The 19,839-nt window shown below is 73.8% G+C and carries 17 protein-coding genes; 7 read left to right on the top strand and 10 right to left on the bottom strand.

The annotated features are described in order from the left end of the window. Window position 1: 1 nt before the first annotated feature. Window positions 2–817 (top strand): RDD family protein, encoded by an 816-nt coding sequence (locus AC1DWH_RS18570; protein ID WP_477094933.1) that lies wholly within the window; start codon window positions 2–4, stop codon window positions 815–817. Between the two features lie 4 nt (window positions 818–821). On the opposite strand, the gene ahcY is transcribed toward AC1DWH_RS18570, so the two are convergent. From ahcY to AC1DWH_RS18600, 6 genes are all read right to left on the bottom strand, one after another. Then, complete coding sequence (gene ahcY / locus AC1DWH_RS18575; protein ID WP_477094934.1) at window positions 822–2,303, bottom strand: adenosylhomocysteinase; 1,482 nt, start codon at window positions 2,301–2,303, stop codon at window positions 822–824. 122 nt (window positions 2,304–2,425) lie between these two features. Next, the gene (locus tag AC1DWH_RS18580; protein WP_456846540.1) at window positions 2,426–3,376 is read right to left on the bottom strand and encodes a cation diffusion facilitator family transporter; all 951 of its coding nucleotides are present in this window, start codon (window positions 3,374–3,376) and stop codon (window positions 2,426–2,428) included. Between the two features lie 37 nt (window positions 3,377–3,413). Continuing rightward, the gene (locus AC1DWH_RS18585; RefSeq protein ID WP_456846539.1) at window positions 3,414–3,617 is read right to left on the bottom strand and encodes a Trm112 family protein; all 204 of its coding nucleotides are present in this window, start codon (window positions 3,615–3,617) and stop codon (window positions 3,414–3,416) included. Continuing rightward, a complete protein-coding gene (locus AC1DWH_RS18590) occupies window positions 3,617–5,089 on the bottom strand; it encodes a phosphomannomutase/phosphoglucomutase (RefSeq protein ID WP_477094935.1) in 1,473 nt (490 codons plus the stop codon). Before AC1DWH_RS18590 ends, AC1DWH_RS18585 begins: the two co-directional genes overlap by 1 nt. A gap of 44 nt (window positions 5,090–5,133) precedes the next feature. Beyond that, window positions 5,134–5,403: a hypothetical protein gene (locus tag AC1DWH_RS18595; protein WP_477094936.1), complete on the bottom strand. Its 270-nt coding sequence runs from the start codon at window positions 5,401–5,403 to the stop codon at window positions 5,134–5,136. Between the two features lies 1 nt (window position 5,404). Continuing rightward, entirely contained in the window at window positions 5,405–5,776 is a 372-nt protein-coding gene (locus tag AC1DWH_RS18600; protein WP_477094937.1) for a DUF3499 domain-containing protein, read from the bottom strand. A gap of 75 nt (window positions 5,777–5,851) precedes the next feature. Here AC1DWH_RS18600 and AC1DWH_RS18605 point away from each other — a divergent pair, with 75 nt between their 5' ends. Beyond that, window positions 5,852–6,349 (top strand): metallopeptidase family protein, encoded by a 498-nt coding sequence (locus tag AC1DWH_RS18605; RefSeq protein ID WP_477094938.1) that lies wholly within the window; start codon window positions 5,852–5,854, stop codon window positions 6,347–6,349. Between the two features lie 49 nt (window positions 6,350–6,398). Further along, complete coding sequence (locus tag AC1DWH_RS18610) at window positions 6,399–7,241, top strand: glycosyltransferase family 2 protein (RefSeq protein WP_477094939.1); 843 nt, start codon at window positions 6,399–6,401, stop codon at window positions 7,239–7,241. A 28-nt stretch (window positions 7,242–7,269) separates the two neighbouring features. On the opposite strand, the gene AC1DWH_RS18615 is transcribed toward AC1DWH_RS18610, so the two are convergent. The 3 genes from AC1DWH_RS18615 to AC1DWH_RS18625 all read right to left on the bottom strand — a co-directional run bounded on the left by AC1DWH_RS18615 (window position 7,270) and on the right by AC1DWH_RS18625 (window position 12,809). Continuing rightward, entirely contained in the window at window positions 7,270–8,904 is a 1,635-nt protein-coding gene (locus AC1DWH_RS18615) for a DUF5719 family protein (protein WP_477094940.1), read from the bottom strand. Then, window positions 8,901–12,413, bottom strand: coding sequence for a glycosyltransferase family 2 protein (locus AC1DWH_RS18620; RefSeq protein ID WP_477094941.1), 3,513 nt, complete (start codon window positions 12,411–12,413; stop codon window positions 8,901–8,903). Before AC1DWH_RS18620 ends, AC1DWH_RS18615 begins: the two co-directional genes overlap by 4 nt. 66 nt (window positions 12,414–12,479) lie before the next feature. Continuing rightward, entirely contained in the window at window positions 12,480–12,809 is a 330-nt protein-coding gene (locus AC1DWH_RS18625; RefSeq protein WP_456845073.1) for a WhiB family transcriptional regulator, read from the bottom strand. Window positions 12,810–13,046: 237 nt separating this feature from the next. Between AC1DWH_RS18625 and AC1DWH_RS18630 the strand changes: the two genes are divergently transcribed. Together AC1DWH_RS18630 and AC1DWH_RS18635 are read left to right on the top strand one after the other, a co-directional pair. Continuing rightward, window positions 13,047–13,784 carry a TIGR03089 family protein gene (locus AC1DWH_RS18630; RefSeq protein ID WP_477094942.1) on the top strand — a complete coding sequence of 246 codons (738 nt, stop codon included), beginning with the start codon at window positions 13,047–13,049 and terminating at the stop codon, window positions 13,782–13,784. Window positions 13,785–13,793: 9 nt separating this feature from the next. Then, window positions 13,794–14,420 (top strand): class I SAM-dependent methyltransferase, encoded by a 627-nt coding sequence (locus AC1DWH_RS18635; RefSeq protein WP_477094943.1) that lies wholly within the window; start codon window positions 13,794–13,796, stop codon window positions 14,418–14,420. Window positions 14,421–14,435: 15 nt separating this feature from the next. On the opposite strand, the gene AC1DWH_RS18640 is transcribed toward AC1DWH_RS18635, so the two are convergent. Continuing rightward, entirely contained in the window at window positions 14,436–15,638 is a 1,203-nt protein-coding gene (locus AC1DWH_RS18640) for an acyltransferase family protein (protein ID WP_477094944.1), read from the bottom strand. Between the two features lie 205 nt (window positions 15,639–15,843). Here AC1DWH_RS18640 and AC1DWH_RS18645 point away from each other — a divergent pair, with 205 nt between their 5' ends. Further along, window positions 15,844–18,201 carry a glycosyltransferase family 4 protein gene (locus AC1DWH_RS18645; protein WP_477094945.1) on the top strand — a complete coding sequence of 786 codons (2,358 nt, stop codon included), beginning with the start codon at window positions 15,844–15,846 and terminating at the stop codon, window positions 18,199–18,201. 7 nt (window positions 18,202–18,208) lie between these two features. Next, complete coding sequence (locus tag AC1DWH_RS18650; protein WP_477094946.1) at window positions 18,209–19,834, top strand: polysaccharide pyruvyl transferase family protein; 1,626 nt, start codon at window positions 18,209–18,211, stop codon at window positions 19,832–19,834. The last annotated feature ends 5 nt before the right edge of the window (window positions 19,835–19,839 follow it).

The raw sequence follows: 19,839 nt of genomic DNA on the forward strand, positions 1-19,839 counted from the left end.
CATGGACGGCAACATCACGGGCGAAGGTGTCGTCCTCGACTCACGACCGGCTTCCGCGGCGAGCCGGCTGCTGGCCGCCCTGCTCGACCTGCTCGTGCTCGGGTCGGTGCTCGTGGTCGTCTTCATCGCGCTCGGCGCGCTGCTGCCCAGCCCCTCCGAGGACGTCGTCCGGATCCTCGTGGTCGTGCTCTTCGCCACGGTGACGGTCGTCGTGCCGACGACCGTGGACACCCTGACCCGCGGGCGCTCGCTGGGCAAGCTCGCGCTCGGCATCCGGATCGTGCGCGACGACGGCGGGCCCATCGTGTTCCGGCAGTCGTTCGTCCGCGCGCTCGTCGGGGTGGGTGAGCTGTGGCTGACGTTCGGCAGCGTGGCGCTGATCTGCTCGATCGTGCACCCGCAGGGCAAACGGATCGGCGACATCCTCGCGGGGACGTACGCGCTGCGCGTCCGCGGCGCCGCGCGCGTCCGCACCCCCGTCGTCATGCCGCCCGCGCTCGCCGGCTGGGCGCGGTCCGCCGATCTCGCGCGCCTGCCGGACGGGCTCGCGCTGTCGGTCCGCCAGTTCCTCGGCCGGGCCACGAAGCTGCACCCGGCCTCACGCGTGCAGCTGGGCTCGCAGCTCACCGCCGAGGTGCAGCGTTACGTCAACCCGCTGCCGCCCCTGGGCACCCACCCCGAGGCGTTCCTCGCCGCGGTGCTCGCCGAGCGGCGGGACCGCGAGCTCGCAGCCCGGCTGCGCGCCGGAGCGCGGGACGCCGCGGAGTCGTCGCTGCTGCAGCGGCTCCCCCACGGCGTCCCGGACCCGGTGGACTAGGGCGTCAGTACCGGTAGTGCTCCGGCTTGTACGGGCCGGCCACGTCCACGCCCAGGTACTCGGCCTGGGTCTTGGTGAGCTCGGTGAGCCGCACGCCCAGCGCGTCCAGGTGCAGGCGCGCCACCTTCTCGTCGAGCACCTTGGGCAGGCGGTAGACCTCGCGGGCGTAGTCGCCGGGCTTGGTGAACAGCTCGATCTGGCCGATCACCTGGTTGGAGAACGAGTTGCTCATGACGAACGACGGATGCCCGGTCGCGTTGCCGAGGTTGAGCAGGCGCCCCTCGGACAGCACGATGATCGACCGCTCCGCCCCGGACGCATCGGCCGGGAACGTCCACTCGTGCACCTGCGGCTTGATCTCGGTGCGCGTGATGCCCGGGACCGCGGCCAGGCCGGCCATGTCGATCTCGTTGTCGAAGTGCCCGATGTTGCCGACGACGGCCTTGTTCTTCATGCGGGCCATCTGCGCGGCCGAGATGACGTCCTTGTTGCCGGTCGTCGTGATGAAGAAGTCCGCCGAGCCCAGCACGTCGTCGAGCAGGGCCACCTGGTACCCGTCCATCGCCGCCTGCAGCGCGCAGATCGGGTCGACCTCGGACACGATCACGCGGGCACCCTGGCCGCGGAACGCCTCGGCCGCGCCCTTGCCGACGTCGCCGTAGCCCGCGACGAACGCCACCTTGCCTCCCATCAGCACGTCGGTGGCCCGGTTGATGCCGTCGGGCAGCGAGTGCCGGATGCCGTACTTGTTGTCGAACTTCGACTTGGTCACCGAGTCGTTCACGTTGATGGCGGGGAACAGCAGCCCGCCGGCCTCCGCCAGCTGGTACAGCCGGTGCACGCCCGTGGTCGTCTCCTCGGTGACGCCCTTGATGTCCGCGGCGATCGTGGTCCACCGCTGCGCGTCGGCCGCGAGCGAGCGGCGCAGCGTGCCGAGGATGACCAGGTACTCCTCGGAGTAACCGTCCTCGCCGGGCTGCGGGTCCGCCGGCACGGCGCCCGCGGCCTCGTACTCGACGCCCTTGTGCACCAGCAGGGTCGCGTCGCCGCCGTCGTCGAGGATCATGTTCGGGCCGGTGCCGCCCGGCCACACGAGGATCTGCTCGGTGCACTCCCAGTACTCCTCGAGCGACTCGCCCTTCCACGCGAACACCGGCACGCCGGCGGGCGCGTCGACCGTGCCGCCGGGGCCGACGACGATCGCCGCGGCGGCCTCGTCCTGCGTCGAGAAGATGTTGCAGGACGCCCAGCGGACGTCCGCGCCGAGCGCGACGAGGGTCTCGATCAGCACCGCGGTCTGCACGGTCATGTGCAAGGAGCCGGCGATGCGCGCGCCGGCGAGCGGCTGCGAGGGGCCGAACTCGGCGCGCAGGGCCATGAGCCCCGGCATCTCGTGCTCGGCCAGGCGGATCTGGTGACGGCCGGCCTCGGCGAGGGACAGGTCGCGGACCTTGTACGTACCGGAAAGCTCGGAGAACGTGGACATCTCACTCCTGAGGGGTGCGCGTGCGGTGGGCAGGCGCGAGCGGACGGCGTCGAGCCCGTCGTCGTTCGCGCCGGCGCGACCCCTCTCGGTCTGCGGGCATCACCCACGCCGTCCGGGCCATGCTAGACCTGGGTCGCGCCCGCCACACCGGGTTCGGCGACCGCGCGGCGCAGGTCCGGCTCGAGGTAGATGACGGTCGCGATGGGCACCGCCGCACGCACCCGGACCTCCGCCGCGTCGATCGCGGCGGCCACGTCGGCGGCGCTCACCGCCGCCGAGACCTCGATCTTGGCGGCCACCAGCAGCTCCTCCGGACCGAGGTGGAGCGTGCGCAGGTGGATCACGGACTCGACGCCCTCGCCGACCAGCGCGGTCTCGATCGCGACGACGTCCTTGGCCGACGCCGACTCGCCGAGCAGCAGCGACTTCGTCTCCAGCGCCAGCACGATCGCGATGAGCACGAGCAGGATCCCGATGCCGGCAGTGCCCAGGGCGTCGAACTTCCCGTTGCCGGTGATCAGGGTCATCCCGACGCCGAACAGCGCCAGGACCAGGCCGATCAGCGCGCCGAAGTCCTCCAGCAGCACCACGGGCAGCTCGGGGGCCTTGGCGGTGCGGATGAACGAGACCCACGACTGGTCGCCGCGGACCTCGTTCGACTCGTGGATGGCTGTGCGGAACGAGAACCCCTCGAGCGCCAGGGCGACCACGAGGACGACGAGCGGCACCCACCACCAGCGCCCCTCGATGGGGTGCGGGTCCTGCCACTTGTGCCACGCCTCGTACAGCGCGAACAGGCCACCGAGCGAGAACAGGATGATCGACACGATGAACGCGTAGACGTACCGCTCACGGCCGTAGCCGAACGGGTGCTCCACGTCGGCGTCCCGACGCGCCCGCTTGCCACCGACCAGCAGCAGCAGCTGGTTGCCGGAGTCCGCCAGCGAGTGCACCGACTCGGCCAGCATCGAGCTCGAGAGCGTGAGCAGGTACGCGATGAACTTGGTCACCGCGATGCCGAGGTTGGCGGCCAGTGCCGCCACGATCGCCTTGTTGCCGCCGTCGTGCGCCACTCGTGCTCCTGGGATCAGATCGGGGGACGAGAGGGGGTCAGCCGCGGCCGACCGGCACGCCCTCGCCGACGAGCAGGACGGGGATGCCGTCGCGGACCGGGTACGCCAGCGGGTTCTCGGGGTCCGTGGAGACGAGCGTCGGCTCGCCGTCCGGGCCGACCCCGTCCACCAGCGTCGCGCCGGTCACCGGGCAGCGCAGGAGCTCGCGCGCCCACGGCTCCAGGGAACGACCGGAGGTCATCAGGACTCCCCGTCCTGCCGGACCAGCGCGAGCACGTCGTCGCGGACCTTCTCCATGACGTCCTCGTCGGCGGCCTCGACGTTGAGCCGCAGCAGCGGCTCCGTGTTGGACGCGCGCAGGTTGAACCACCACTGCGGCTGGCCGTCCCAGTGCGACACGGTGAGGCCGTCCATCTCGTCGACGGACACCGGACCCGCGCCCTGCTGGGTCACGTACGCCTCGATGACCCGGTCGCGCGCGGCCGCCACGTCGGCGACCCGGGAGTTGATCTCCCCGCTCGCGGAGTACGGCTGGTACTGCTCGGACAGCGCCGACAGCGGGTGCGGCTGGCCGCCGAGCGCGGCGAGCACGTGCATCGCCGCGAGCATGCCCGTGTCCGCGAAGAAGAAGTCGCGGAAGTAGTAGTGCGCGCTGTGCTCCCCGCCGAAGACCGCGTCGTTCTCGGCCATCTGCGCCTTGATGAACGAGTGCCCCACGCGCGTGCGCACCGTCGTGGCGCCCGCCGCGCTCAGCAGGTCCGGGACCACCTGCGACGTGATCAGGTTGTGGATGACGGTCGGCGTGCGGCCCGCGGCCAGCTCGCGCTGCACCTCACGCAGCCCGACCAGCGCCGTGATCGCGGACGGGCTGACGGGGTCGCCGTGCTCGTCGATGACGAAGCACCGGTCCGCGTCGCCGTCGAAGGCCAGACCCAGGTCGGCGTCGTGCTCGACGACGGCCGCCTGCAGGTCCCGCAGGTTCTCGGGCTCCAGCGGGTTGGCCTCGTGGTTGGGGAACGTGCCGTCCAGCTCGAAGTACAGGGGCACGACGTCGAGCGGCAGGCCGGGCAGACCCGCGCCCGTGCCCAGGACGGCCGGCGCGGTGAACCCGCCCATGCCGTTGCCGGCGTCGACGACGACCTTGAGCGGCCGGATCCCCGACAGGTCCACCAGCGAGCGCAGGAACGAGGCGTACTCGGCGAGCATGTCGCCGTCCTCGACCGTGCCGCGCTGTGCGGCGTCGACCTCGGGGACCGCACCGGCGAGGTAGTCACCGGCGAGCTCCCGCACCGTCGTCAGGCCGCTGTCCTGGCCCACCGGTCGCGCACCCGCCCGGCACAGCTTGATGCCGTTGTACTGCGCGGGGTTGTGGCTGGCGGTGAACATGGCGCCCGGGATGCCCAGCGCGCCCGAGGCGAAGTAGAGGCCGTCCGTCGACGCCAGGCCGATCCGCAGGACGTCGACGCCGCGCACGGCCAGGCCGTCGGCGAACGCTGCGACGAGCTCCGGGCCGGAGGGGCGCATGTCGTTGGCGATGACCACCCGCGGGCGGCCGGTGGCTTCGGGGAGGACCACGACGTCCGCGAACGCCGCGCCGATCGCACGGGCGACCGCGGGGTTCAGCTCGTCGGGGACGACACCCCGGACGTCGTAGGCCTTGATGAGGGCAGTCAGATCGACACGGTCGGCTGCAGGGGAGGTCACGCGGGTCATCGTACCCGGGGCTCCCACGCTGCCGAGGTGGGAACCGTCACACGTCAGCCGCCGACGACCTCGTCGCGGGCCAGCGGCGTGCCGTCGCCGTCGAGGGCGAACCAGTTGCGCTGCTCGCACGACGGGCACGAGACGAAGACGACCTGGCGGCCGTTGGTGAGGGCCATGCGGATGCGGGTCAGGTCCGTCTCGCCGCACTGCAGGCACGCCTCCGAGCCCGGCACGACGGGTCCGGTGGGCTGGCTGATCGACCCCAGCGGCTCCCCCGCGCGCTCGGCACGGGCGCGAGCAGCCTCCCCCTTGCGGCGGGCCACGTCAGCCCTCGCCCCGCAGCACCCGCAGGTGCCCGCGCCGCGGCGCCTCGCTGAGGGCCGCGCCGACCGCCTCGGGCAGCGCTACCTGCTCGGGCTCCGGGCGACGGCCGGCCTCGCGGACCGCGTCGGCCAGGGCGAGCAGGTCGTCCTGGCTGGGCGGGGCTGCGGCGAACTCAGGCGTGAGCCGGACGACCTCCCAGCCGCGCGGTGCGGTCAGACGCTCCGCGTGCTCCACGCACAGGTCGTACGAGTGGGGCTCGGCCTGCTGCGCGAGGGGACCGAGCACGGCGGTCGAGTCGGCGTACACATAGGTCAGGGTGGCCACAGCTGCACGGCCACACGCCGTGCGCGTGCACTGCCTCACGGATCTCACGCGCTGACCGTACCCCCGGGCGCCCACAGCCGTGCCTCCCCACGCCGTCGCTCGGGTGCGATCTACAGTGCAGTGGTGAGCTCCACGCCCCCGCCGCCCGCCCGCCGCACGCCCGGCATCGGCCGCCGCACGCTCGCGCTGCCCACCACGACGGTGGCCCCGGTCCGGCGTCGCGACCGCCGCGGGCGCGGACCCCGGGGGCCCCTGCTGCCCAGCTCCATGCCCGCCTATCGCACCCGCGCCGAGCGGTTCGACGACCTCGTCCTCGACGCGGTCGAGCGGATCGAGCGGACCTGGGCGCGCCAGCTGCAGGGCACCGAGTTCGCCGTCGAGGACGTGCCGCCGTCCAACCCGGCGCCGTGGGAGCGCGGCGGGGTGCCGCTCGGGCGCTACTTCCCCGCCGACGCCGGGCTCCCGGCGCGCATCGTCGTCTACCGCCGTCCCGTCGAGTCGCGCGCGGCCGACCCGCTCGACATGGCAGACCTGGTGCGCGACGTCGTCGTCGAGCAGGTGGCCCACATGCTCGGCCGGTCGCCCGACGACGTGGACCCGCAGTACGGGGATGCTCATTGATTCCCACTACCCTGTCCGGACGATGAGCCCCGCCAGTCCCTCCCCCTCCGTGCCCGCCGTCCGAGTCGTCTGCGTCGTCTACCACCCCGGCGACGAGCTGATGACGTTCGCGCGGACCCTGCGCGCCGCCTCCGTGCAGCCCGCCGAGCTCGTGATCGTCGACAACGGCACCGACCCCACCGTCGCCCGCCAGGTGGCCGACGAGTACGGCGCGCGACTCATCGCCTCCGGCGAGAACCTCGGGTACGGACGCGGCGCCAACCTCGGCGCGCAGGGCGCGCAGACGCCGTGGATCGTCGTCGCCAACTCCGACATCGAGTGGCAGCCCGGGTCGCTGGACCAGCTCGTCGCCGCCGCGGAGGCCCACCCGACCGCCGGGTCCGTCGGTCCCGCGCTGCTGAACACCGACGGCACCGTCTACCCCTCCGCGCGCGAGCTGCCGTCGCTGACCCAGGGCGCCGGGCACGCCGTGTTCGTGCGGCTGTGGCCCGGCAACCCGTGGACCCGCCGGTACCAGGCCCGGCAGCAGAGCACCGGAGGGCAGCGCCCGGCCGGCTGGCTGTCCGGCGCCTGCCTGCTGCTGCGCCGCGAGGCGTTCGAGGCGGTCGGCGGCTTCGACGACGGCTACTTCATGTTCTTCGAGGACGTCGACCTGGGCGAACGCCTCGGCCGGGCGGGCTGGACCAACCTCTACGTGCCGCAGGTGCAGGTCACGCACGTGGGCGGCACGTCCTGGCGGGCGAAGCCGGCGCCGATGATCTCGGCGCACCACGCCAGCGCGGCCCGGTACGTCGGACGGCGGTACCCGCACTGGTACCAGTGGCCGGTCCGGCAGGGGGCGGCCCTGGGGCTTCGGCTGCGCGAGCGCTCGGAGCTCCGCGCCGCGAGCTGACCGGGGCTTGACGGTCCCGAGGAGCGCGTCAGCGCGTCCCGAGGCGCGGGTCCTCGCGGACGGCCACGTCGGCCGTCGAGCGCGGCACGGGCACCGGGTCCAGCACGGAGACGAGCATGCCGTCGGGCCGGTCGACCTCGGACACCAGCGCCCACGCGACCGCGACGTCCGCGCCGTCGTCGGTGACGAGGTCCACCCCGACCACCCCGCCGGGCGCCGGAGCCGCGGCGGCAGGGGCTGCCGGGTCGGGCACGACGACGTCCCCGGTGCCCGCGGCGAGCTCGTCGACGCTCCAGGCGCCGGTGGTCCCCGCGCCGAGGCGCACGGTCCGCTCGACGATCACCGCACCGTCGGGGCCCAGCAGGCGCAGGGTCGCGGTCGCGTCGCGGCCGGACGTCGGGTCCGCGTGCTCCGAGACGGCGCCGATCACCAGGACCCCGCGGGTGCCGGTCGGGACGGCGACGACACCGCTGCGACCGACGGAGGTGGACGCCGCCCAGCCGCGCTCGGAGCTCGGCACGTCGTCCAGCTCGCCGACGGCACCGGGCCGGGTCACGACCGCGGAGGCCAGGACCGGCTGGTCGGCGTCGACGACCACCGTGTAGGCGCCGGCGGGGAGCCCGCCCAGCGTCACGTCGGTGACCTCTCCGGCGGCGAGCGCCACCGAGTCAGCCCCGGGGAGCTCCACCACACCGGCGGGTCCGAGCAGGGTGACGTGAGCGGTGGTGCCCCGCGTGCCGGGGGCGAGCAGCCGAAGGGCGGGCGCGGTCGCGTCGCCGACGGCCGACGCCACCACCGACACCCCGGGCACCACCTGCCGCCGCGCCGGCGCCGCGCCCGGGACGACCAGGTCGGTCCCGGCCGGGGTGAAGCCGTCGATGGCCGAGTCCTGGACGTGCACCCCGACGCGACCGCCGGTGGCGGTCACGTGCACGGCGAGGCGCCGCTGCTCGGCGGCGATCCCGCCCAGCACGACGACGCGCTCGGCCCCGGGGGCGACCAGGTACCGCTCGCCGGTCAGGTCGACCGGCCCGGACGGGCCCCAGATCTCGATGGTGACCTCGGCCGGAGTGGTGCCGGCGTTGTCCAGGACGAGCTGCGCGGTGCTGGACAGGTCGGTGGCGCCGCCGAGCAGCCAGGCGGCGGCGACGGGCTGCTGGCACGAGGCGGCTGACAGCCCGCGCAGGTCGCCCGCCGTCACCAGCCCCCCGGTGGCCGCGGCGACGCGAGCCGGGGCGGCGCCCGGCTCGGCGCGCACGATCTGCGGACCGGTCACGCCGGCGACGACGGCCGAGTCGCCGCCCGCGGTGAGCGTCGCGGTGGTGCTCGAGCGATCGAGCGGTCCGACCGTCCCGGCGGCGCTGCCGTCCGAGTCCGGCACGGAGGTCACGGCGGTGACCGTGGTGACGGGGTCGACGGGAGTCGGGTCGAACGCGGAGTCGCCGCGGCCCGTGTCGTCGGGCTGGATCAGGGGTCCCGGGCAGACCATCGTCGACGCCGAGGGTGGCACCGAGACCAGCGCGGGCGGGACGTCGGTGGCCGTGGCGCCCGGCAGCCGCGCGCCGGCGACCACGACCACGGCCGCCAGCCCCAGCACGGCCAGGCCGGACACGGCTCGGGCGGACCGGCCGAGCCAGACCTGCTTGCGCGTCGGCTCGCTCATGTCCGCACCCCCCGGCGGCGGCGCACCGGCACCGCGAGCAGCAGGGTGATCAGGGCGACCAGGCCCTGCACGGCGAGCCAGGGCGTGCGGTCCGGGCTGTCGAACCGGACCACCAGGTCGCCGCCGGCAGCGCCGACCGCGAACGTCTGCCGCCACCCGTCGTCGACCGCCCGCAGCGGAGCGCCGTCGAGCCACGCGTGCCAGTGCGGGTCGGCGCGCTCGGCCAGCACGAGCAGCCGGTCGCCCTCCCCCGCGGCGACGGGCGTGCCCACGGTGCGGTCGCTCGACGCGACCGGCGACGCCACGACCGTCGGGTCCGTGACGTCGGCGCCGGCCGGCACCAGCCGGGCCCATGCCGGCACGACGGTCGGGGCGGCCACGCCGGCACCCGGCGCCGTCGCCTGCACCCGCCAGATGGTGCCGGACGCGTTCTCCGTCACGCGCTCGAGCCCGGCGGTCGAGTCGAGCCTGCTGACCAGCTCCTCGCGCTGCGCCGCGGCCACCGCGGGCTCGACGCCGCCGAGGTCGGTGGGCAGCGGCGGGACGAGCACGTCGGCCACGGCGAGCGACGCGAGCTCCCCGGAGACGTCGCCGGTGGCCGCGGTCGCCAGGCGCGCGACGAGGGCGTCGACCTCGCTGGTCGCGGCGTCGTCGGCGGTCGGGTCCGGGGTCAGCAGGTCGCCTCCGACGGTGCGCGTCCAGGCCGCGGCGGCCTGGTCCAGCTGCTGCGGTCCGTCGCCACGCATCAGCTGCCACGTGGCGGTCGTCGTGTCGCCGGCGGGCTCCAGGCTCACCGCGAGGACCCGCGACGCGAGGTCGGAGCCCTGCGCCTGCTGGCCGACCGCCGGGACGATCACGCGGTCGACGGGGCGCAGCGAGACCGCGTCGCCGCTGCGGGCCTGCCAGGTCCACGTGCCGAGCCAGGCCACGGGGACCGCGACGGCCAGCAGCGTCACGACGGCGACCAGCGCCTGGCGCCAGCCGAACGTGTAGCGCATGAGCCGCTCACGCAGCCGGTCCGTGCCGATGACGGCCGCAGTCAGCAGCCCGGCGCCGGCGAGCGACGTCGCGGGGCCGGCCCACCCGTGCACGACCACGCCGTCGGCGACCGCGACGGGGACGGCGACGGCCACCGACGCGGCGGCCACACCGAGCGCGGCGACCACCCAGGCACCGCGCACGGCCCGCGCGACCGGCGCGCCGCGCAGCAGCGCGAGGACCGCCAGCGCCAGCACGACCGCGCCCAGCGAGAGCGGCCACGCGGCCGCGACCGCGGTCGGCAGGCCGGCGGGGACGAGCGAGGACGGGTCGGCCGGCACGCCGAGCAGCCGGCTCACGGGGTCCGAGGCCGTCGACACGGCCGGCATCCCCGGGTCGGCGAACAGGAGCCGCCAGCCCTCGAGGCCGCGGCTTCCCGCCTCGAGGAGCGTGGGCCCGAGCAGAGCGAGAGCGGGGACGGCGACCAGGAGCACCCGGCCGCGCCGGCGCGGCGCGCAGAGTGCCACGACGCACAGGGCCAGGAGCCCCGGCACGAGCAGGCTCGGCGCGCCGGCGACCACCACGGCGAACGCGATCGCGGCCGCCGCGGCCGCGGAGATGGAGCCGGTGGGGTCGGGGGCGCCGACACGCTCGGCAGGAGCCTCGTCGGCCTCCGGAGCGGGGTCGGCGTCGCCGGAGGTCCGCGGCGTGGGCACCGTCGGCGTGCCGCGGACCGGCGCGGACACCTCGCCCTCGTCGAGCACCTCGTCGTCGTCGCGCTGCGCGGTCGCGAGGCCGGAGAGCACCTGGTCGACGCGCTGCACACCCACGGCGCGCGCCAGCCCGAGCGCGACCCAGGGCAGCGCCACGTGGGCGACGACGGCGCCGAGCCGTCCGCCGCCGAGCCCGAGGAGCAGGGCCGGCGCGCCGGCCCAGACGATCGCGGCCCAGGCGCGCACGCCCACCGAGCGCGTCGCGGCGCCCGCCGCGGCCCAGGCGCCGACGCCCGCGAGCACGACCGAGCCGAGCAGGAGCAGCGCGACAGCGCCGGACGCGGACCCCCCGACCAGGATCGTCGGGACGGCGAGCGCGCTGAGCAGGGCGTCCGCGGGACCGGGACCGCCGAGGCCGTCGGCGACCCAGCCGGACGTCGCGGCCGCCCAGAGGTCGCCCAGCCGGGCGGAGACCGGCAGCAGGGCCTCGCCGACGAGCCGCGCGCCACCGAGGACCGGCGCCACGAGCGGCCCCAGGGCGACCGCGGCCAGCACGACGAGCACGCCGACGACGAGCGCGAGGGTGGCCCGGCGGCGCGTGGCCAGACCGGCCAGCTCCCGCAGCTCGAGCTCGCTGGGCGCCTGGACCACCCGGCGCGCCTCGGCCCGCGCCAGACGACGGTCCCGGGCCTGCGACCAGACGTCGCGCCAGCCGGCCTGCAGGGGCCGCAGCGCACGGCGGGGCAGGCGGCGGCTGCGGGTGGCACCGAGGCGGGCGCGCAGGATGCCGTCGGGCCGCGCGAGTGCGACGAGCGCCGCCCGCACCTCGTCGACGGCCAGCCCGGGCTGCTTGACGGCGAGCTGGACGAACCCGCGGACCACGGCCCCGAGCAGGGCCAGGACGGCGACCACCGGCACCAGCACGACCGGCGCGGACACCAGCCGGGTGTGCACGAGCGCGCGCCGACGGGCCGCGAACGACCGGCGCGGGTCGGCGCGGTCGTCCTCGCCGTCGCCGTCGCGGTCGACCGGGTCGCTCTCGAGCGCGACGGAGCGCAGCCCGAGGTACCCCGCCTGCGCGTGCCGGACCACGGCCGACGGGACGACGATCACCCGGTGGCCGGCCAGCCGCGCGCGGCGGGACAGGTCGAAGCCGTCGCCGAAGGGCCCGAGCAGCGGGTCCGTGCCGCCCAGCTCGTCCCAGACGTCGCGCCGCACGAGGGCACCGGCGATCCCGACGCCGAGCACGTCCTCGCGGCCGTCGTGCTGGCCCTGGTCGAGCTCGCCCGGCTCGACGTCGGTCATCCGCCGGCCGGACCGGGACGTGCGGACGCCGACCTCGAGCAGGCGCTCCGGATCGGTCCAGGTGCGCTGCTTGACGCCCGCGACGCCGACGGACCGGGCGTGGCCGACCGCACGGACCAGCTCCGCGAGCGCCGTGGGGGCGGGCGCGCTGTCGTCGTGCAGCAGCCACAGCCAGCTGGTCGCGAGCCCCTGGTCGGACTCGACCGCACGGCGGACCGCGTGCCCGAACGTCCGGGCGCCCGGCGCGTGCACGAACCGCAGCGTGGGGGTCGGCGAGCCGCCCGCCGCGGCGAACGTGCTGGTCAGCAGCCGCTCGAGGGTGTCGTCGGTGCCGTCGGAGACGTCCACCAGGAGGACCCGCAGCGGTCGGCGGGTCTGCGCCGCGAGCGCCGTGAGCGTCGGGGCGAGGTACGGGGTGCGCCCGCGGGTGACGACGACCGCGCACACCGGCGTCGTCACCGGTGTCGAGGAGGTCGCGGTGGAGATGCCCACCGGCTGGAGCGTGTCAGTCATGCTCGGAACATCATGCCGTCGCGCGGGACGAGGCCCGCGCGCGACACTCCCGCCCGGGGCAGGACGTCAGACGACACGCCGCTTGAGCTTGCGCCGCTCCCGCTCGGACAGCCCGCCCCAGATGCCGAAGCGCTCGTCGTTCTGCAGCGCGTACTCGAGGCACTCGGAGCGCACGTCGCAACCCGTGCACACCTTCTTGGCCTCACGCGTCGAGCCGCCCTTCTCGGGGAAGAACGCCTCGGGGTCGGTCTGCGCGCACAGGGCGCGCTCCTGCCAGCCCATCGGGCCCTCGTCCTCGAGGGCGCCGAAGATCGGCAGGACGTTGGACGCGTGCGTCTGTGCACTCGTGCGTGCGTCCGACGGGAAGATCTCGTCGTTGTCGAGCAGGTTCCACATGCGTGCCTCCGTGCGGTCCTCGTGCTGGTTCTTCTGCTCGTTCAGGGGCTCGGCGTGCGACGGTCTCTGGACTGCTCTGTCGAGGCGTCGCGGGTGGTGCTCGCTCATGAATCCGTTCTAAGGAATTACACGCGTGTCGTTCGCGTTGGTCAAGCGGGAGCGTGGTAGTTGTCCGGTTTTGCCGGGTGAACTTGGTGCGGATGGGTGATCCGGGCGTGTCGTCCCTACGCTGGCCGGGTGCTCCCCACCACCACCGCCGACCTGCTGACCCTCCTGCGACGGGAGCCCGGTCGGCCCCGGCTCACCTGGTACGCGGCCGACGGAGACCGCGTGGAGCTGTCCGGCGCCGTGCTCGACAACTGGGTGTCCAAGACGACCAACCTCCTGGTGGAGGAGCTCGACGTCGGCCCCGGTTCCCGCGTGCTGCTCGACCTGCCGACGCACTGGCGCACCGTCGTCTGGGCCATGGCCGCCTGGCGCTCCGGCGCCACGCTGGTCCTGCCGGACGCCGAGCGGACCGTCGGCGCCGACGTCGTCGTGACCGACCGTCCCGAGGAGCCCCGCGACACCTCGGCTCAGCTGGTCGTCGTGAGCCTGCCCGCCCTCGCCCGCCGCTACGCCGGTGCGCTGCCGCCGGGCGCCCTCGACGCGGCGTCCGCCGTCATGACCTACGCCGACGTGATCGGCTGGGTGCCGCCGACCGACCCCGCCTCCCCCGCGGTCGACGCGGCCGGCGCGCAGGTCCCGCACGCGGACCTGTTCGCCTGGGCCGGCCCGCAGGAGACCGCTCGCGCCCTCCTCGCCGCCGGCGCCGGCCGCGTGGACGCGACGGCCCTCGCGCAGGTCCTCGGGCTGCTGGCCGCGGACGGGTCGGTGGTGCTGGTCGACGACGCCCTCGCCCACGCGCTGGGCGACGACCCTGCCCGGGCGGACCGGCTCGTGTCCACCGAGCGCGTCACCCGACGGCTCGGCTAGGGTCACGCAATGGCGCCGGAACTGCCGGAAGAACCTGAGCTCGCTGCCACCGCCGGTCTCGACTACGCGGAGCGGCTCTACGACATCAGCAACGTCTGGTGGAAGCGGCTGCTCCACGTCCAGGCGCCCTACCAGGCCAACATCCGGCGCTTCGACCTCGGCCGCACCATCGACGTCGGCTGCGGCATCGGCCGCAACCTCAAGACGCTCGCACCGGGCTCGGTCGGCGTCGACCACAACCCGTACGCGATCGAGGTCGCGCGCCGCACGGGGGTGGCGGCCTACACCGACGACGAGTTCTTCGCCGATCCGGACCTCGCCCGGCCCGACAGCTTCGACGGCATGCTCGTCGCGCACGTCATCGAGCACCTGACGCCACAGGAGGCGCGCTCCATCCTCGGGATGTACCTGCCGCTCGTGCACCCGGGCGGCCGCATCGCGTTCATCACGCCGCAGGAGCGCGGGTACGCCAGCGACCACACGCACATCACGTTCACGGGGTTCGAGGAGCTGCGCGCGCTGGCCGACGACCTCGGCCTGATCACGGTGCGGAACGCGTCGTTCCCGTTCCCGCGCTGGGCCGGCAAGGCGTTCGTCTACAACGAGTTCGTCCTGCTGGCCCGCAAGCCGGTCTGACGGCTCGTCGGCAGGTCAGCGGGACACAGGCGCCTCGCTCGAGGTCACGTCCCGCGACGTCGGGGCGTCCTCGTGCGCTGCGTCCGAGGCGGCCGGCAGCGCCTCCTGCGCGACGCCGGCCGGCCGGCCGCGCGTGAGGCGCCGGGCCAAGGTGATCGATGGTGTCTCCACGAACCGGTACATGAGCTCGGTCGCGATCGCGACGGCGACGAGCGCCAGCAGGAGCGCCCATCGGTAGATCACGCCCCGCGACCAGGCGACGTCGAGCACCAGGACACCGACGATGCCGTGCGTGAGGTAGAGCGAGTAGCTCCGGCGCGCGACGAGGTCGAGCCACGCCGCGGGCCGGACCCGACGCTCGGCGAGCACCGCCGCGACGAAGCCTGCCAGGGCGACGCTGAGGCTCGAGCCATAGGACTGCGCGGGCGTGAGGAAGCCCGGCTGGGTGCGTTCCAGGCTCCACACGAGGACCACCCAGGCGCCCACCGCGACCCCCGCACCAGCGAGCACCGAGGCGCCGCGCTGGGTCACCAGGAAGACGACCTGACCGAGGACGAGGATGGGGACGTACGACGCCGAGACGCTCAGCAGGAAGAAGGCGTCTCCGAGCGAGCGGTCGAGGAGCGCCACCAGGGCGAGCAGAGTCAGGATGGCCACGGGTGCGAGCAGGTCCGGGAGCGAGCCCTTGAGCAGCGGTGCCGTGGCCCACACGAGCGCGTAGAAGACGACCTCGATCACGAGCGTCCACGCGACGGCGACGATGACGACCTGCGGTACCGAGACATAGGTCGCCAGCGTCATCGCCTTCAGGAGTGCGGCCGGGCTCAGCTGCTCCCACATCTGCGACCCCAGACCCGTGCGGTGCAGCACGTAGGCGGTGCCGACCGAGAGCAGGACTGCGGCCACCAGGGGTGGGTAGATCCGCAGCACGCGGCGCACGACGAACGTCCAGCCCGGTTCGAGGGAGCCGGCCCGCGTCACGACGAATCCGCTGATCAGGAAGAACAGCGCGACGCCGAGGAAGCCGGTGTGCTGGATCAGGTTGAGCGGACCTGTGACGAAGCGGGTGACGAGCGTGTCCGGACCCCAGTCAAGGGCGTGCCGCTCGAGCCACTCCCCGACGAGGTGGTCCCAGACCACGAGCAAGGCCGCGATCCCGCGCAGCTGGTTGACCAGCGAGAAGTAGCCCGCCGCCTGCCGCGGCCGCTGCGTCGACACGAGTGGCACCCCCTTGTGTCGCTGAAATCCCCGCGCCACGAGGTGGCGGCTGCGAGGATACCCGTGGTCGGCACCGGCCGGGCACACGCGCCGCCACGCAGGAGCGCCGCGATAGACTCTTCCGGCTCCGCGAACCGTTCCGGGCCACGCGTTGCGCGCGTCGATCCGACGAGGCCGTGCAGAGACAAGTTCGAGGAGGGCGCCGATGCCCCGCGCGCATGCCGTCTGCACGATCGTCGCCCGCAACTACATCGCACAGGCTCGCGTGCTCGCCCGCTCGTTCGTCGAGCACAACCCGGGCGTGCAGTTCTCGACGCTGATCATCGACGCCGACGAGGACGACCGGACCCTCACCGGCCTCGGCACCGTGGTCCTCCCTGCCGACCTGGGCGTCGAACCCGACGTCCTCGACTCGATGCACGTCATGTACGACGTGATGGAGTACGCGACCGCGCTCAAGCCCGCCCTGCTGATGTACCTGTATCGGCGCGGCGCCCGCACAGCCAGCTACTTCGATCCCGACATCCGCGCGTACGGACCCCTCGACGACGTGTTCGAGGATGCCGAGCGCCACGCGCTCGTCCTCACGCCGCACACGCTCGAGCCGTTCCCGCGCGACGACCGACGCCTCACCGACTCCGACGTCATGCACTCCGGCATGTACAACCTCGGGTTCATCGCCACCGGCCCCACCGCCTACCGCTTCCTCTCCTGGTGGCACGGCCGGCTCACCACCGAGGCCGTCGTGGACCTTCCGAACGCACTGTTCACCGACCAGCGGTGGGTCGACTGGGCACCCTCGTTCGCGCGACCGCAGATCACCAAGGACACAGGGCTGAACGCCGCGTACTGGAACCTGCACGAGCGGACGATCACGCGGGACGCCGCGGGGCAGTGGTTCGCAGGCGACCGCCCCCTGCGGTTCTTCCACTTCAGCGGCTACGACCCCGCCAAGCCCTGGCTCCTGTCGAAACACTTCGGCGGGCAGCCGCGGACGCTGCTCAGCGCGCACCCGGGGTTGACGGAGCTCTGCGACGCCTACGGGCGCGAGCTGGTCGAGCAGGGCCACGTCGAGCTGCGGAAGAACCCGTACCGCAACTCGCGGACAGCCGACGGCCTGGAGCTCACCCCGTTCGTCCGCCGCCTCTACCGGGTCGCCACGCTCGGGCTCGACGAGAACCTGCGGGGCGCGCCGAACCCGCTGCGTGATGCCCCGGAGTTCCGCCGGTGGCTCCTCGAGCCGACGCTCGCCGCCGGCCCGACGATGTTCAGTCGGTTCGAGTACGCGATGTGGCTGCAACGTCCGGACCTGCAGAACGCCTTCCCGGAGCCGCTCGGCCCGTCAGCGCGCCACTTCCGCTGGTGGCTGGAGCACGACCCCGTCGCCCTCGGTCGCTACCAGGACATCGGCGTGCGGCAGCCCCGGCCACACTCGGGCCCGACGCCCGCGCCCGAGTACGGCTGGAGCATCGCCGGCTACGCCCGAGCGGAGCTGGGCGTCGGAGAGGCCGGCCGCCGCATCGCCCGAGCGGTGGCACGCACCGGCATGCCGTGGGAGATGGTCGGCATCACGAGGGGCCCCCAGTCGCGCCAGCAGCATCAATACAGCGGTGAGCTCGTCGACGAGCCGGGCTACGCGAACGTGCTCCTGTGCGTCAACGCGGACCAGACCCCACAGCTGGTCGAGAACCTGGGTCTCGCGGGCAGTGCGGGCAAGCGCGTCGGCTACTGGTTCTGGGAGCTCGAGGACTTCCCCGAGCACCACGGGCCGGCGTTCGACCTGCTCGACGAGGTGTGGGTGTCGACTGAGTTCACCCGGAGGGCCGTCGCGGCACGCACGGACAAGCCCGTGCGCGTCGTCCCGGTCCCGATCACCGTCCCGCGCGCGCCGACCACCCTCAGCCGTCGGCACCTCGGTCTGCCGGAGGGCAGGTTCGTCTTCCTGGCCAACCTCGACTTTCTCTCCGTCATGGAGCGCAAGAACCCCCTCGGCGCCATCGAGGCGTACACCCAGGCCTTCGGGCCCGACGACGGCGCCGTACTGGTGGTCAAGTCGATCAACGGCCATCTGCGACCGACCGAGCTCGAGCGACTCCGCTACGCGGCACGGGGACGTCCCGATGTGCTCATCCGCGATGGCTACCTCGCTGCTCACGAGATGCGCGCGCTCGTCGAGCTCGTGGACTGCGTGGTGTCGCTGCACCGTTCCGAAGGGTTCGGCCTCAACCTCGCTGACGCGATGGCGGCGGGGACGCCCGTGGTGGCCACCGCCTACTCGGGCAACATGGAGTTCATGACGTCCGGCACGTCGTACCTGGTCCCGTATGCGCTGACCGAGATCGGCCCGGGTGCAGCTCCGTACGACGCCCGCGCTCGCTGGGCCGAGCCGGACCTGCACGCAGCGTCGTCTTCGCTGCGCTCCGTCCACGACAACCCCGACGCCGCCCGCGAGACCGCCGCGCGAGCACGGGCCCACATCGAGCAGTTCTCCGTCGAGCGGGTCGCTGCGTCAGTCGGCCCGCTGCTCTGGGACGTCCCTCTCTTCTCCCCTTCGACCAGGTAAGGCCCCCATGAAGATCGTCCTGCTGGGAGATGTCGGATCGACGGGTGGCTTCCACCTGGGCGACGAGGCGATGGCGGAGGCCGTCGTCGCCGAGCTCGGTGCTCGGACGCCGCTGTCTGTCGTCGCCGTGAGCGGCGACCCGGTGGACACCGCAGAACGATACGGCTGGGAGGTCGTACCGAGGATCGGCTTCTCCGCCGACGGCGACGAGCAGTCCGAGGCGCGCCTCGATCGGGTGCTCGCGGCGGCCTCCGGCGACCCGCACGCCCTCCCGTGGTCCGACCCGGCATGGCACGTGATCCACGCAGTCGCGGCGTGCGACGCCGTGGTGATCTCGGGCGGTGGAAACCTCAACTCCAGCTGGCCCGAGCACGTGTACGAGCGCGCCGCGCTGGCCTCGCTCTCCGCGCTGTTCGGCAAGCGACACGTCGTCACGGGACAGACGGTCGGCCCGCACCTGACCCGGCGGCACGGCGAGATCGTGGGCGGCATCCTCACGTCGGCAGCCGCCGTGGGTGCTCGCGAGGCAGCCACGTACGAGACCGCCCTCCAGCTCGGCGTCCCGCCCGAGCGGCTCGTGCAGACGGTCGACGACGCCGCGTACCTCGCCGGCGAGGGCGATCGGGAGGCACTGTCCCAGCCATATGTCGCCGCGACGTTCTCCCCGCACGGCGGCTTGCTCGACCACGACCGCTACGTCACCGGGATCGCGGCGCTGCTCGACGACGTGCACCGCGCCACCGGGTACCCCGTCGTCCTGGTCCCGCACCAGGGCACGGCGCACGACGGCGAGCTCACTGGGGACCTTGCGATGCACCAGAGCATCGTGGACGCGTGCTCCTCTGCGCCGGTGACGGCACTCGGCGTCGTCTCGTCGCGTCGTGCGGTGCGGGTGACCCAGGACGCAGCGCTCGTGATCAGCTCGCGGTACCACCCCGTCGTCTTCGCGATGGCAGGCTCGGTCCCGGCGATCGGACTGGGCGTCGACGTGTACACGTCCACCAAGATCCGTGGCGCGCTGAGCAACTACGGCATGGGGGACTACGCGCTCTCCGTCGCGTCCCTCACGGACGGCGGAGCCCTCGCCGCCGCCGAGGATCTGCGCGAACGCGCCACCGAGATCCGCAGCCATCTCGAGCGCGTCAACGAGGTGCGCCGCCACGAGAACGCGGCGTGGTGGGACACGGCCGTCGGTGCCCTGACGACGGGTGACGTGGCCGCTCACGGGCGCCTTCGCGAGGTCGAGGAGTTCGCCGGTTCGAGCTGGACCGCGACGGCCCACGTCCTGCGCTCATGGAGCGACGCCATCTCGACCCGCATCGTCGGCTCAGCGCTTGCCAGCGCAGCCGTGTACGACGAAGCACACGTGCAGGCGCGCGTGGACGAGCTCGAGCTGGAGGCGGCGGCGCTCTCGAGCCGGCTGGCTGATGCGCTGGACGAGATCGAGACTCTCCGCATCTCCGCGCGCGCTGCCCACGAGCTGCTGTCGACGGAGCTCCGGCCGCTGGTGCAGTGGTCGCGCGACCTCCCGACGGTGCGGGCCCTCGAGGCAGAGCGTGACGCTCTCTACGGGACCCGTACGTTCCGCTACCTGCGAGGCCCGCGAGAGCTGTACCGCAAGCTGCGTTCCTGACTCGG

The sequence above is a fragment of the Cellulomonas sp. P2_F12 genome, assembly GCF_056403775.1.

Bases quoted from the DNA above. Each gene is read 5' to 3' on its own strand.
- AC1DWH_RS18570 (WP_477094933.1), top strand. From the start codon at position 2: ATGGACGGCAACATCACGGGCGAAGGTGTCGTCCTCGACTCACGACCG.
- ahcY (WP_477094934.1), bottom strand. From the start codon at position 2,303: ATGTCCACGTTCTCCGAGCTTTCCGGTACGTACAAGGTCCGCGACCTG.
- AC1DWH_RS18585 (WP_456846539.1), bottom strand. From the start codon at position 3,617: ATGACCTCCGGTCGTTCCCTGGAGCCGTGGGCGCGCGAGCTCCTGCGC.
- AC1DWH_RS18590 (WP_477094935.1), bottom strand. From the start codon at position 5,089: ATGACCCGCGTGACCTCCCCTGCAGCCGACCGTGTCGATCTGACTGCC.
- AC1DWH_RS18615 (WP_477094940.1), bottom strand. From the start codon at position 8,904: ATGAGCGAGCCGACGCGCAAGCAGGTCTGGCTCGGCCGGTCCGCCCGA.
- AC1DWH_RS18620 (WP_477094941.1), bottom strand. From the start codon at position 12,413: ATGACTGACACGCTCCAGCCGGTGGGCATCTCCACCGCGACCTCCTCG.
- AC1DWH_RS18625 (WP_456845073.1), bottom strand. From the start codon at position 12,809: ATGTGGAACCTGCTCGACAACGACGAGATCTTCCCGTCGGACGCACGC.
- AC1DWH_RS18635 (WP_477094943.1), top strand. From the start codon at position 13,794: ATGGCGCCGGAACTGCCGGAAGAACCTGAGCTCGCTGCCACCGCCGGT.
- AC1DWH_RS18645 (WP_477094945.1), top strand. From the start codon at position 15,844: ATGCCCCGCGCGCATGCCGTCTGCACGATCGTCGCCCGCAACTACATC.
- AC1DWH_RS18650 (WP_477094946.1), top strand. From the start codon at position 18,209: ATGAAGATCGTCCTGCTGGGAGATGTCGGATCGACGGGTGGCTTCCAC.